This window comes from Frischella sp. Ac48 (genome assembly GCF_019641635.1).
Taxonomy (GTDB): Bacteria; Pseudomonadota; Gammaproteobacteria; order Enterobacterales; family Orbaceae; genus Frischella; species Frischella japonica.
The window spans coordinates 337,008-351,919 of record NZ_JAETXP010000009.1; the positions used below are offsets into that span (position 1 = coordinate 337,008).

The following is a 14,912-nucleotide window of genomic DNA, read 5'->3' on the forward strand; positions in this document are numbered from 1 at the left end:
ATGAGATTAATCGTTCGCACGAAACAAAAGCAGATAATGTAATGACTAATTAATATCACCATCATGCCAGATGGTGATTTTTAACTATAAGAGATAGTTTACTTATGATTGAATTTAATTAAAGGGTTACCATAATCCATTGGTGAGGTAGCAAAATAGTGAGCTATCGTTTGCCCAATATCGGCAAAAGTAGGACTTAATCCTAAATTTTTCGGTGCGACATTAGGACTATACATTAAAACTGGAATGTGTTCGCGAGTATGGTCACTTCCTTTCCATGATGGATCACAGCCATGATCAGCCGTAATAATCAGCAAGTCATCGTCTTTAACTAATGCTAACATTTCCGGTAAACGGCGATCAAATAACTCTAATGCTTCAGCATAACCTTGAATATTACGACGATGACCATAATCAGAATCAAAATTAACAAAATTAGTGAACACAATAGTATTATCTTTTGCTTGTTTAATTTCAGTTAAACTTGCATCGAATAACGCATCGATACCAGTAGCTTTGATTTTTTTAGTAATTCCAACATGCGCATAGATATCAGCAATTTTACCGATTGAAACAACTTCACCTTGTTTTTCTTCCACCAATTTTTGTAAAACAGTTTTTGATGGTGGTTCTACAGCATAATCATGACGATTGCCTGTACGCTCAAATTCTCCCGCCTTTTTTCCAATAAAAGGACGGGCAATAACACGCCCAATATTATAACCACCGTCGGTTAATTCTTGACGGGCAATTTCACAGAGTTGATATAAGCGTTCTAAACCAAAGGTCTCTTCATGACAGGCAATTTGAAAAACGGAATCCGATGAAGTATAAAAAATCGGTTTGCCGGTTTTCATGTGTTCTTCACCTAACTCATCCAATACTACGGTACCAGAAGAGTGACAATTACCTAAATAACCCGGTAGATTTGCTTTTTTCACTAGATTATCTAATAACTCTGCAGGAAAACTGTTTTGTTTTTCATGAAAATAACCCCAGTCAAATAGTACAGGTACACCGGCAATTTCCCAATGACCCGATGGAGTATCTTTACCAGAAGAAATTTCAGCCGCATAGCCATAAGAACCAATGATTTTGGCATCTTTGTCTAAGCCAACTGGAAAAACGCCACAGGATTCCTCGGCTGCTTTACCTAAACCAAGTTGGCTTAAATTTGGTAAAGACAGTGGTTGGTAGCTACCATCGGCATTTTTACGATGTGATGCACACCATTGTGCAATATGTCCTAAAGTATTGGCACCGACATCGCCGAATTTATCCGCATCTGATGTTGAACCAATACCAAAGGAATCTAACACCATAATAAAAACTCTTTTCATAACACTTAATCTCTATTATTTTAAAAGAAAAATATAGTGCATTTATAAGTTGTATTCATTGTCATTGCAAGCAATCTCACTGATAGGCTTTTATATTATTTTGGTGACAATAAGACAAATATTTTTCACTAATATGATCGCTTATAAGTATATCAAAATCAGATAATTTACCAAAATAAGCAGCTTTTAATTCATCAAATTTACTACTATCAGCGATTAAAATGTTTAAATTCGATTTATGAATTGCTTTAATTTTCCAATTCACTTCATTGAGATTAAAACAAGTTACACCTTTTAAACTGATTCCAGCGGCAGAAATGAATGATTTGGATGGGCAAATGATATCCAAAGGTGTAGATTCAATAATTGGTGTAAAAATCGCATTATCGATTTCAAGTTGTCCACCACATAGAATAACTTTACAATTTTTCTTTTTTTGTAATGCTAAAAATACATTGAGTGAGTAACAAACTCCAGTAAATTTGATATGTTCGGGAATATTCTCAATAACATAAGGTATGGTTGTGCCACAGTCAAAAAAAACAATATCGTTATTTTTAACCATTTTACCAGCAATCAGACCAATATGAAATTTTTCTTCAGTATGGCGTTGTTGTTGTTCCAAAACCAGATAATGTGAAAATTGATTAGGATCCTGATTCCTGACAATGTAACCGCCCAATAAACAAAGCGGAAAGCAATGACTATGATTAATATCACGCCTAATCGTCATTTCAGACACATTAAGTTGTTTTGCTGCATCTTTAACATGTAAATTGACAGATTGATTCGCTAATTCGATTAATTGTAGTAATCGCTCTTCACGCTTGCTCATAAAGACTTATCTCGGCCTAAAGCCATTAATAATTGCTATTAGATTTTAAACCAGAAACAATGGATACACCAGAACTACTACCTAAACGTGTCGCACCTGCATCAATCATTGCTTTAGCAGTGTCTTTATCACGTACACCACCTGAAGCTTTAACGCCTAATTTTGCTCCAACCGTTTCACGCATTAAACGTACATCTTCAATTGTTGCACCGCCAGTACTAAAGCCAGTTGACGTTTTAACAAATTCAACCTCTAGGTCACGACATATTTCGCAAACTTGTTTAATTTCCGCTTTACTTAGTAGACAAGTTTCTAAAATGACTTTTAAAAGCGCCCCCTTAGCTTGAGTAGCCGCTTTAACCTGACGAATATCATCAATAAAGGCATCCATGGCATGACTTTTTAATAAACCAACATTGATTACCATATCAATCTCATTAGCACCAGCATCTATTGCGGCTTGTGTTTCAAATACTTTTACAGAAGTTAAACAAGCACCTAATGGAAAACCAATGACCGAGCAAGTTTTTACCGTAGAGCCTGCTAACAATTTAGATACTAATGGTACATAACAGGAATTAACACACACAGAAAAAAAATGATGTTCAATGGCTTGTTCACAAATTTGTTTAATTTCTGTTTCAGTTGCATCCATTTTTAAAAGAGTATGATCAATATATTTTGCTAAATCAGTAGATTGTGAAATCATTATGCAATTTCTCCTTGAATTCTAGAATATGAGTTTCCCTAAATTTTGTTAAAATTTTAACATAAATAGTGAATTTTTTAACTATAATAATTAAAAAATGTGATCTAATTTATAAATTTATGATTTAGACTGACAAATAGATCCACTTTAGTTTAAAATAATGTGATTTTAATAACATTTATTGAGGTAAAAATGAAGTATCTAATCGGTATTATAAGTATTCTCGTTATTTTACTGTTGGCTTGGGTAGCGAGTTTTAATCGTAAAAAAGTACGGTTTAAACCGATTTTGGTGATGCTAACAGTACAAATTATTTTAACCTTTATTTTATTAAATACTTCTTTCGGTCAGTTTTTTATTGGTGGAATTACAACTGGATTCAATTTTTTACTTGGTTATGCTCAGCAAGGGGTGGACTTTGTATTTGGTGGTCTGGTTAATGTTGATCAAAAAGGTAACCACGGGTTCTCATTCTTTATTAATGTCTTGTTACCGATAGTATTTATTTCCGCATTAATTGGAATTTTACAATATCTTAAAATTATGACTCTCGTTATCAAAGGTTTAGGTTATGTCATTAGTAAAATTAATGGTATGGGAAAACTGGAATCTTATAATGCCGTAGCTGCATTAATTTTAGGTCAACAAGAAGTATTTATTTCGATCAAAAATCAACTCGATCATCTCCCTGAAAAACGATTATACACGTTATGTACCTCAGCAATGTCAACGGTTTCAATGGCTATTATTGGCGCATACATGAATATTCTTAATCCACAATATGTGGTTATTGCGGTGATATTGAATTTGTTTGGTGGTTTTATCATTGCTTCAGTTATCAATCCGTATTCGGTTAATCGTAATGAAGAAGCCATTGAGTTCAAAGAAGAAAAACGACAAGCTTTTTTCCAAATGTTAGGGGAATATATTATTGATGGCTTTAAAGTGGCAGTTATCGTAGGAGCAATGTTAATTGGCTTTATTGCCTTAATCGCTATGGTAAATGGAATTTTTGCAGCTATTTTTAATGTTACGTTTGTGCATGCATTAGGTTACTTATTTTCACCATTTGCTTTTTTAATTGGTGTTCCCTGGAATGAGTGTATTGATGCAGGTGAAGTAATGGCAACAAAACTGTTAACTAATGAATTTGCTGCAATGACTTTATTTTCTGAAAATATCAGCAAATTTTCCGCACATAGTCAGGCTGTGATCTCTGTATTTTTAGTCTCTTTCGCTAACTTTTCTTCAATCGGCATTATTTCTGGCGCTTTAAAGGCGCTCAATGAAAAACAAGGAGATGCGATTGCTAAGCATGGTTTAAAATTACTTTACGGTGCTTCATTAGTTAGTTTATTGAGTGCTACTATTGTTGGTTTAGTTTTTGGATTACAATTCTAAGGCTGGAATATGACAACACTCAAATGGGGTTTATTTGCTTCGCTGTTTATTCATGTTGCTTGTGCCAATACCGTCGATCTGAGAATCTTAGAAACATCAGATATCCACGCTAATATGATGGATTATGATTTTTATAAAGATGATTATACCCAACGATTTGGTTTTACCCGAACGGCTTCATTGATTCGCAAGATGCAAAATGAAGTCAAAAATAGTGTATTAGTGGATAATGGTGATTTAATTCAAGGTAGCCCAATGGCAGATTGGGCATATAGCAACTATTTAAATGATCTAAACGATCAGCGCACTCATCCTGCCTATAAAGCGTTAAATGCAATGCATTATACGGTTGGAGGTTTAGGGAATCATGAATTTAATTATGGTTTGGATTTCTTGAATCGTGTTTTAGCTGGAGCAACATTTCCATACATAAATGCTAATATTTTTGATGTAAAAACGGATAAACCTTATTTTAGACCATATGTTATCATTGATACATTAGTTATTGACCGTGATGGTAAGCCACAGCATTTGAAAATTGGTTATATCAGTTTCGTTCCTCCACAAGTCATGGAGTGGGATAAAAATAACCTTTCTGGCAAAGTCTATGCCAAAGATATTACCGAAACTGCAAAACTATTTGTTCCAAAGATTAAGGCGGAAGGTACTGATGTGATTATTGCGATCGCTCATTCAGGCTTATCTTCAGAACCTTATAAATTAATGGCAGAAAATTCAGTTTATTACTTAAGTACTGTCAAAGATATTGATGCAATTTTATTTGGTCATACTCATAGTATCTTCCCTGGTAAAAATTTTAATAATATTGCTGGAATTGATAATCACAATGGTCTGGTAAATGGTATCCCAGCGGTAATGCCAGGACAATGGGGAGATCATCTAGGTGTGATCGATCTTACACTTGAACAGCGAGAAGGTCGTTGGCATGTGATACAATCTAAATCACAAGCTAAACCAATATTTGATACAATTAATAATAAGGCCTTAGTTGATCCCGATCAATCGGTTAGAGCAGTATTAGTTGATGATTTTAAACAAACACGTCACTATATGGGGCGCATTATAGGAGAATCATCCGATGATCTCTTTAGTACGTTAGCATTGGTGCAAGATGACCCGACTATTCAGCTGATTAATAATGCGCAGATCGATTACGTTAAATATTACATTCAAGGTGATCCTGATCTAGCCAATTTACCCGTTATTTCCGCTATTGCTCCCTTTAAAGCTGGTTCTCGTAAAAATGATCCAACCGCTTATATAGAAATACCAAAAGGAAAATTAAGCGTTAAAAGCGTCGCCGATCTTTATGTTTATGCTAATACTTTAGCTGCAGTGAAAATTAATGGTATAAAGCTTAAAGAGTGGTTGGAATGTAGCGCAGGGCTATTTAATCAAGTTGATATTCAAGATACTCAACCACAATACCTAATTAATTGGCAAAAATTTCGCTTATATAATTTTGATATTATTGATGGGGGAATTGGTTATGAAATTGATATTACACAACCACCACGTTATGACGAAAATTGTCAACTTATTAATCCAAATTCGCAAAGGATTAAAAATCTTACCTTTAATGCGAAACCAATTGATTCAAAACAAAATTTTATCTTAGCATCCAATAATTATCGCGCTTTAACCGGAATATTCCCTGGGTCAGGTGAGCAAAATATTGTGATTAACTCCCCCGATCCAGTTAAAGAAATTTTGGCACGTTATATCGAAAAAGTTACCCTACAGCAAGGAAAAGTGGAAGTGCAACCTGATAATAATTGGCGATTAAGACCAATCACTAGTCCAGTGATACTAGATCTAAGAATTGAAACATCGCCAACATTAGAGGCAAAAGCGTATATTGACAAACATGCACAGTACCCAATGTCTTATCTTAATAACGACAGTGTGGGTTATGCTGTTTATCGTATTAATTTACAAACCGAAAATTAGTTTACAGAGGATATAATAAATGAGAATGGTAGACATTATTGCCAAAAAACGAGACGGGCATGAACTTACCACGGCAGAGATTGATTTTTTTATTCAAGGTTATACAGCGGGTACCATACCCGATTATCAAGCCAGTGCATTAGCTATGGCTATCTATTTTCAAGATATGACCGATCGTGAACGCGCAGATCTTACTATGGCAATGGTTCATTCTGGGGAAACCATAGATCTTTCTGGCATTAAAGGGATTAAAGTTGATAAACACTCAACCGGAGGTGTGGGTGACACAACAACCTTAGTATTAGCGCCGTTGGTAGCTGCGTTGGATATTCCTGTGGCAAAAATGTCGGGACGTGGGCTTGGTCATACAGGTGGTACAACGGATAAATTAGATTCAATTGCAGGTTTCCAAACGGAAATCAGTAAAGAAGATTTTATTCGTTTAGTTAATACCGATAAAGTTGCGGTAATTGGTCAAACAGGTAATTTAACACCAGCCGATAAAAAATTATATGCATTACGTGATGTCACAGGCACAGTCAACTCAATTCCACTTATTGCAAGTTCAATTATGAGTAAAAAAATTGCCGCTGGTAGTGATGCAATTGTATTGGATGTGAAAACCGGTGCAGGGGCCTTCATGAAAAATATTGCAGATGCTGAACAGTTAGCACATGCGATGGTTAAAATCGGTAATAATGTTGGTCGACGCACTATGGCTATCATTTCCGATATGTCACAGCCACTTGGTTATGCGATTGGCAACGCCCTAGAAGTGAAAGAAGCCATTGATACTTTAAAAGGTCAAGGTCCAGCAGATTTACATGAATTGGTACTCACTTTGGGAAGTCAAATGGTAGTATTGGCTAATGGCGCAAAAACCTTAGCGGAAGCCAGAGAACGATTAGAAGAAGTCATGCATAATGGTAAAGCCATCGAAAAATTTAAAGTGATGCTAAAAAATCAAGGTGGTGATCCTTCAGTAGTGGATCATCCGGAAAAGTTACCCGAAGCCAAGTATAAAATTGATCTGCCAGCTAAACAAACTGGCTATGTGGCCGAAATTGTTGCCGATGAAGTGGGCGTTGCTGCGATGCAATTAGGTGCTGGTCGAGCCACAAAAGAAGATAATATTGATGTCGCTGTAGGTATTATCATGCACAAAAAAGTTGGCGATCATGTTGAAACAGGTGAATCATTATTAACCATTCATACTAATCGTGAAGATATCAACGCAATCAAGCAAAAATTGTATGAGAATATTAAAATTGCTGATCATGCAGAAAGAATCCCATTAATTTATTCAGTGATAACTGAATAAAAATATAAAATTGATTTATGTATAATAACTGTATGTGGTTATTTATTTTTAATTAAAATTTATACCCGGTTAATTTTTGTTACAATTGTTAATCGGGTCTGTTGTTTAATAATTTGAGTTGACTTAAAATTTCCGCCATTCAATAAGTAAGATTATTCACTTGCCTAATAAAATATATTAAATCATATAGTTATATTGTTTGTATTATGTCTATTCAAATAATATTCGATCACTTTTAAACTCACTAACGATTGACCGTTTGATAAATTATTACTCATGTTTTTTTATATAGTATTGCTTTATAAGCAATATACATAAAGTTTTCGCAACTTAATTGTGATGATCATAATTAGACTAAATCAAAAGATAAGTAATACGATAAAGTGATAAGAGTGGCTAAGTTTAAAATTTTGTGCTCTTGAAAGTGAACTTTATCAAAACGTTTAAATCACTATTATCGGATTGATTAGTCTTTTTCTTTCAAAACTCTTCCAGAAATGATGATCAGTGCTGTTTACAAGAGGATTATGCCTTTGAAGAATAAGTCATTAAGACCGATGATAACGCAAACTATGATAAACAAGAGAAAATTATTAGTAACATAAATGTCAACCTGATGTTGACTACCAATTTAGAAAGTGATGATTTATGAAGTTTAAATATCAGAGTTTTCAATTAACGTTGTGTTGTACCCCAACAATCCCATTACAATTTATTTACATTTGTTATATAATTAATGATATTTAAGTTTATTACACAACACTTCTCAAACAGATAATAATAACGTTGTTTTAAGCTAGTTAATTAACCGTTTGCTATCAAGGAAAACTATGACTGATTTTTCTCAATCAGTGCCAGAACTCGTCTCATGGGCAAAAAAAAATGATTTTTCGATCTCACTACCTGCGGAAAGATTAGCTTTTTTATTAGCCATTGCCGCCCTTAATGGAGATCGGTTTAATGGTGAAATGAGTGAAGCTGAATTAGTTGATGCATTTCGCCATGTTTCTAAAGTGTTTGCGCAGAGTAATGATACTATAATTGTGAGATCGAACAATGCTATCAATGACTTAGTACGTCAACGTTTAATTAATCGTTTCACCAGTGAAATAAGTGATGGATTAGCCATTTATCGACTTACTCCACTGGGGATTGGTATTACAGATTATTATATTCGCCAACGTGAGTTCTCTTCTTTAAGATTATCCATCCAATTGTCGATTGTGGCACAAGAGCTAAAAAGGGCCGCTGATGCCGCATTAGAAGGGGGAGATGAATTACATTGGCATCGGAACATATTTGCACCATTAAAATATTCGGTTGCCGAGATTTTTGATAGTATTGATATGACGCAACGCATTATGGATGAGCAACAAACTGAGGTAAAGCAAAATATTGCTGCCTTACTGAGCCAGGATTGGCAATCAGCAATAGCGAATTGTGAACGTTTATTATCAGAAACTTCCCTAACTTTACGTGAATTACAAGATACCCTTGAAGCCACCGGCGATAAATTACAAGCAAGCCTATTGTTAATTCAAGATGCTACATTAGGTGATCCCACACTTGAAAAAATTAGTAATGTGGTCATCGATCTGCAAGGCAAACTTGACCGTATTATGAGTTGGGGACAACAAGCGATTGATTTGTGGATTGGTTATGATCGCCATGTTCATAAATTTATCCGTACAGCAATTGATTTAGATAAAAATCGTGTTTTCTCACAACGACTGCGTCGTTCTATTCAAAGTTATTTCACTGCACCATGGGCATTAACCTATGCTAATGCAGAACGATTATTAGATATGCGTGATGAAGAACTTGCCTTACAAGATGATGAAGTAATGGGTGAGTTGCCTTCGGAACTGGAATTTGAAGATATTAAACAAATTCAAGAACACATCATTGCTCATATAGAGCAAAATCTATTGGTTTTTAAAGAAAAACAACTACCGCTAGATATGAGTAATGCTATTCATAGTTATTTAACACAATTCCCGCGTGAACAACATTTCGATGTTGCCCGTTTATTTATCGATCAGGCGATCCGCCTAGGGATTGCCGAGGCGGATTTAGCTGGTTTACCTGCTAAATGGAAACCAATCAACGATTATGGAGCTAAGGTACAAGCACATGTCATCAATAGATATTGAACAACTTGATCAAGCGCATAGTGCTGCGCGTAATGAGGGGATTAATCGAGCTAATATTTCATCTCAAGCCTCGATTGAAAAATATATGCCAGTCAAATTAGCGCAAGCAATTGCGGCACCATTATTTCCTGAATTAGATAGTATATTGCGTTCAGGACGTCATATTGGTATTGATGATCTTGATAATCATGCTTTTTTAATGGATTATCAGACTGAACTTGAACTATTTTATCAACGTTATAATGTGGAACTTATTCGTGCACCAGAAGGTTTTTTCTATTTGCGACCACGTTCAACCACATTGATTCCTCGTTCAGTATTATCTGAATTAGACATGCTAGTGGGTAAAGTATTATGTTACCTCTATTTAAGTCCAGAAAGATTGGCTCATGAAGGAATCTTTAGCCTACAAGAGTTGCATGAAGAGTTAATCGCATTGTCAGATGAAAGTAAATTATTAAAATTGGTTAATCAACGTTCCACTGGGTCAGATTTAGATCGACAAAAATTATATGACAAAGTGAAAACATCACTTAATCGCCTACGTCGATTAGGGATGGTGTTTTTTATTGTCGGCAATGACAGTAGTAAATTTCGGATTAATGAAGCTATTTTCCGTTTTGGGGCTGATGTTAGAAGTAATGATGATATGCAAGAAGCGCAACTGCGCTTAATTCGGGATGGTGAAGCAATGACGATTGAATCGTCGTTATCTTTAACTGATGATACCAATGATATAACAGATGCTAATGACGAGACGGAGGAATAATTATGATGAAACACGGTAAATTTCGTTCATTAACATTAGTTAATTGGAATGGTTTTTTTGCTAGAACGTTCGATTTAGATGAGTTAGTTACAACTTTATCAGGAGGTAATGGGGCTGGAAAATCTACCACCATGGCGGCATTTGTCACGGCTCTAATCCCCGATTTAACCTTACTCCATTTTAGAAACACTACCGAAGCAGGGGCAACAGGAGGGTCACGTGATAAAGGATTACACGGTAAATTACGCCCAGGTGTATGTTATTCACTTTTAGAAACAGTTAATTCACGCCAGCAACGAATTATCTGCGGAGTTAGATTACAACAGATCGCAGGACGTGATAAAAAAGTTGATATTAAACCTTTTATTATTCAGGGGGTAGAACATAGCATTGTACCGATAGATTTAGTTACCGCTCGAATTGATGAACGTCAGGCTCGAATATTGTCGTTAGCCGAATTAAAAGAGAAGCTAGACAATATCGAAGGTGTCATTTTTAAACAGTTCAATTCCATAAGTGATTATCATTCATTAATGTTTGATTTTGGGATTCTACCTAAAAGGTTACGTTCACCATCTGATCGCAGTAAATATTATCGTTTAATTGAAGCCTCATTGTATGGCGGTATATCAAGCGCAATTACTCGTTCATTGCGTGATTATTTATTGCCAGAAAATAGTGGTGTGCGCAAGGCATTTCAGGATATGGAAGCGGCATTGCGCGAAAATCGTATGACATTGGAAGCGATACGAGTGACACAGTCAGATCGCGATTTATTTAAGCATTTGATCACCGAATCAACCGATTATGTGGCTGCTGATTATATGCGCAATGCTAATGAACGTAAAACACATGTTGAAATGGCATTAATGTTACGTCGTGATTTGTTAACCACAAAGCAGCAATTGAACCATAATCAATATCGTCATGTTGAAATGGCAAGAGAACTACAAGAAAGTAGTGAAGCGCAATCTATATTGGAAATGGATTATCAAGCGGCTAATGATCACCTTAATCTGGTACAAACTGCTTACCGACAACAAGAAAAGATCAACAATTATCAACATGATTTGGATGATCTGAACGAAAAGTTACTTGAGCAGGGTGAAATTGTTGCCGAAACTAATGAACAATATTTAATTTATCAAGAACAAGCCCAAGCCACTGAACAAGAAGTTGATGAGATCAAGACCCAACTAGCTGATTATCAACAGGCATTAGATGTTCAGCAAACTCGTGCTATTCAGTATCAACAAGCTTTACAAGCATTAGAAAATGCTAAACAACTTTGTGCTATGCCAGATTTAACGGTAACAAATGTTGAAAAATATTTTACGATGTTTAAAGCGCAAGAAGAGCAAATAACGGAAACCGTATTACAACTGGAACAAAAACTTGGTGTGGCAGATGCCGCAGTTAATCAGTTTGATCGCGCTTATCAACTCGTGACTAAATTGGTTGGCGAGGTAACGCGGAGTGAAGCATGGCAAGTGGCAAAACAGGCAATGCAAGCTTGGCCCTCAATGCAATATCAAGCACAAAACGCTGAGATATTGCAATTACAATTAGCAGAGTTAGAACAACGTTTTCATCAACAAAAAGATGCCGAAACGTTATTACAGCAATTTTGTAAGCGAATTGGTCGTCAAGTCAATTTTGATGAATTGGATGAGGTTAAATTCACATTGGAAGCGTCGCTAGATGAAAAAGCGACTATGGCAACTGAATCGAGTGAAAAACGCATTGCCATTAAGCAAGAATTAGAACACATTCAACTACAAATGGCTGATTATCGCCAAAAAGCACCGAATTGGTTAAAGGCTCAAGATGCATTAATGACTTTGTGTGAACAAATCGATTCGTCATTATCTGACAGCCAGCAAGTTACGCAATATCTGCAAAAACTATTAGAGCAAGAACGTGAGTTAACCCAAGAGCGCGATAGAGTAGTACAGCGTCGTGATGAATTAGATAAATTTATTAATCAATTAAATCAACCTAATGGTTCTGATGATGGCCGTTTAAGTGCCTTAGCTGAGCGATTTAATGGGGTATTACTTTCTGAAATTTATGAAGATGTTACTATTGAAGATGCCCCTTATTTTTCTGCATTATATGGACCATCTCGTCAAGCAATAGTTGTGCCAGATTTAAGTCAAGTTAAAGCTCAGTTAAATAATTTAGATGATTGTCCAGATGATCTTTATTTTATTGAAGGTGACCCATCATCTTTTGATGACAGTGTGTTTGATAATGAAGAATTAACTAACGCCGTTTTAGTCAAAACCGGTGATCGGCAGTGGCGTTATTCACGTTTTCCACAGGTTCCATTGTTCGGTCGTGCAGCACGTGAAAAACATTTAGAAAAGTTAACTCACGAACGCGATGAATTGCATGAACATTATGCTAGGTTATCGTTTGATTTACAAAAAATTCAACGCATTGAACAAAATTTCAGTCAGTTCGTTGGTCAACATTTAGCGGTTGCTTTTGAAGTTGATCCAGAGGCGGAAATCCAAAAATTAACGGTTCGCCGTAATGATATTGAGCGTGATTTTAATCAGCAACTGATTGTTGATCAACAAAATCAACAACAGGTGACTGAAATCAAAGAACAGCTTAATTTAGTAAATAAACTATTATCTTATTTGCATTTATTAGCTGATGAAGAATTGGCTGATCGTATCGATGAATTGCGCGAACAAGTGCTAGAAGCTCAGGATGCGGTAAATTATGTGGTTAAAAATCAACAATTGATTGTTGAACTTGAACCATTAGTGAATGTGTTACAAAGTGATCCACAACAAAATGATAATTTGCATCAACAATACGATCAAACCATCCATCAACAACGTAAGATTAAGCAACAAATATTTGCATTAACTGAAGTGATACAACGCCGAGTACATTTTAGTTATGCTGATTCAGCCGGTATGTTAACAGAAAATTCTGATCTCAATGAGCAGTTACGTCATCGCTTAGAAATTGTAGAACAAGATCGGCTTACAGCACGTAATAAAATGCGCGACGCCCAGGAGAAATACAATCAAAGCCACCAGACTTTAGCATCGCTAAAAAGTGCCTATGATACTAAACGGGCTGTTCTGGAGGATTTAAGGCAAGAGATTGAACAGATTGGCGTTAAGGCTGATGAAACTACCGAAGAACGTGCTCGTCATCGTCGTGATGAGATACATCAGAAAGTTAATCAAAATCGTCAACAGTGTTCATCACTTGAAAAACAAATTGTTATGTGTGAAAACGAAATGACCCAATTACAAAAGAAATTGCGTCAAGTTGAAAAAGACTATCAAGCACAACGAGAGCAGGTTGTTCAAGCAAAAATTGGTTGGTGTATTGTATTACGTTTAGTGAAAGATCATCGTATCGAACGTCGTTTGCATCGCCGTGATCTGGCTTATTTAAGTGGTGATGAATTACGTTCAATGTCGGATAAGGCATTAGGTTCATTACGTTTAGCCGTTGCCGATAATGAACATTTACGAGATGTTTTGCGATTATCTGAAGATTTAAAACATCCTGAACGTAAAATTCATTTTTATATTGCCGTTTATCAGCATCTGCGTGAACGCATTCGTCAAGATATTGTGAAAACTGATGATCCCATTGAGGCGATTGAACAAATGGAAATTGAACTTAATCGCCTAACCGAAGAGTTAACCACTCGCGAACAGCAACTAGCAATTAGTTCAAAGAGTGTAGCCAATATTATTCGTAAAACAATCCAACGCGAACAAAACCGTATTCGTATGCTTAATCAAGGTTTACAGGCAGTATCATTTGGTCAGGTCAACGGGGTTCGTTTAAATGTAAATATTCGTGAAGCTCATGCTACTTTATTAAGTGCTTTGTCTGATGAACAAGAGGGACATCAAGATCTGTTTACCAGTAACAAAATGACATTTTCAGAAGCATTGGCAAAATTATATCAACGTTTAAATCCACATATCGATATGGGGCAACGTACTGCTCAAACTATCGGTGAGGAACTACTTGATTATCGTAATTATCTTGATTTAGATGTAGAAGTAAATCGTGGTGCAGATGGTTGGTTACGGGCCGAAAGTGGTGCGTTATCCACTGGTGAGGCAATTGGTACGGGGATGTCAATTTTATTAATGGTGATTCAAAGCTGGGAAGAAGAATCAAAACGATTACGTAGTAAAGATATTTTACCATGTCGTTTACTTTTTCTTGATGAAGCAGCACGGCTTGATGCCAAATCAATTGCGACATTGTTTGAATTATGTGAAAAATTGGCAATGCAGTTAATTATCGCAGCACCTGAAAATATTAGTCCTGAAAAAGGAACCACCTATAAATTAGTGCGTAAAGTGGTTAACAATCATGAGTATGTTCATGTGGTTGGTTTAAAAGGTTTTGCCTAATAGA

The 14,912-nt window shown here is 35.7% G+C and carries 9 protein-coding genes; 6 read left to right on the forward strand and 3 right to left on the reverse strand.

What is annotated here, in order from left to right:
- Positions 1 to 98 precede the first annotated feature (98 nt).
- The 3 genes from deoB to deoC all read right to left on the reverse strand — a co-directional run bounded on the left by deoB (position 99) and on the right by deoC (position 2,884).
- The gene (gene deoB, locus JMI89_RS06345) at positions 99 to 1,340 is read right to left on the reverse strand and encodes a phosphopentomutase (RefSeq protein WP_187754695.1); all 1,242 of its coding nucleotides are present in this window, start codon (positions 1,338 to 1,340) and stop codon (positions 99 to 101) included.
- 76 nt (positions 1,341 to 1,416) lie between these two features.
- The gene (gene deoR / locus JMI89_RS06350; RefSeq protein WP_187754696.1) at positions 1,417 to 2,175 is read right to left on the reverse strand and encodes a DNA-binding transcriptional repressor DeoR; all 759 of its coding nucleotides are present in this window, start codon (positions 2,173 to 2,175) and stop codon (positions 1,417 to 1,419) included.
- 25 nt (positions 2,176 to 2,200) lie between these two features.
- Positions 2,201 to 2,884 (reverse strand): deoxyribose-phosphate aldolase, encoded by a 684-nt coding sequence (deoC, locus tag JMI89_RS06355; RefSeq protein ID WP_220679596.1) that lies wholly within the window; start codon positions 2,882 to 2,884, stop codon positions 2,201 to 2,203.
- Positions 2,885 to 3,076: 192 nt separating this feature from the next.
- Between deoC and JMI89_RS06360 the strand changes: the two genes are divergently transcribed.
- The 6 genes from JMI89_RS06360 (at position 3,077) to mukB (ending at position 14,908) form a co-directional block, all read left to right on the forward strand.
- On the forward strand, positions 3,077 to 4,285 hold the full coding sequence (locus JMI89_RS06360; RefSeq protein WP_187754698.1) for a NupC/NupG family nucleoside CNT transporter: 1,209 nt from the start codon (positions 3,077 to 3,079) through the stop codon (positions 4,283 to 4,285).
- 9 nt (positions 4,286 to 4,294) lie between these two features.
- A complete protein-coding gene (locus tag JMI89_RS06365) occupies positions 4,295 to 6,256 on the forward strand; it encodes a bifunctional 2',3'-cyclic-nucleotide 2'-phosphodiesterase/3'-nucleotidase (protein ID WP_220679597.1) in 1,962 nt (653 codons plus the stop codon).
- 19 nt (positions 6,257 to 6,275) lie between these two features.
- Positions 6,276 to 7,577 (forward strand): pyrimidine-nucleoside phosphorylase, encoded by a 1,302-nt coding sequence (locus JMI89_RS06370; RefSeq protein WP_187754700.1) that lies wholly within the window; start codon positions 6,276 to 6,278, stop codon positions 7,575 to 7,577.
- Positions 7,578 to 8,407: 830 nt separating this feature from the next.
- Positions 8,408 to 9,730 (forward strand): chromosome partition protein MukF, encoded by a 1,323-nt coding sequence (gene mukF, locus JMI89_RS06375; protein ID WP_187754701.1) that lies wholly within the window; start codon positions 8,408 to 8,410, stop codon positions 9,728 to 9,730.
- Positions 9,711 to 10,499, forward strand: coding sequence for a chromosome partition protein MukE (mukE, locus tag JMI89_RS06380; protein WP_220679598.1), 789 nt, complete (start codon positions 9,711 to 9,713; stop codon positions 10,497 to 10,499). The genes mukF and mukE overlap by 20 nt, the downstream gene beginning before the upstream one ends.
- A gap of 2 nt (positions 10,500 to 10,501) precedes the next feature.
- The gene (gene mukB / locus JMI89_RS06385) at positions 10,502 to 14,908 is read left to right on the forward strand and encodes a chromosome partition protein MukB (protein ID WP_187754703.1); all 4,407 of its coding nucleotides are present in this window, start codon (positions 10,502 to 10,504) and stop codon (positions 14,906 to 14,908) included.
- The last annotated feature ends 4 nt before the right edge of the window (positions 14,909 to 14,912 follow it).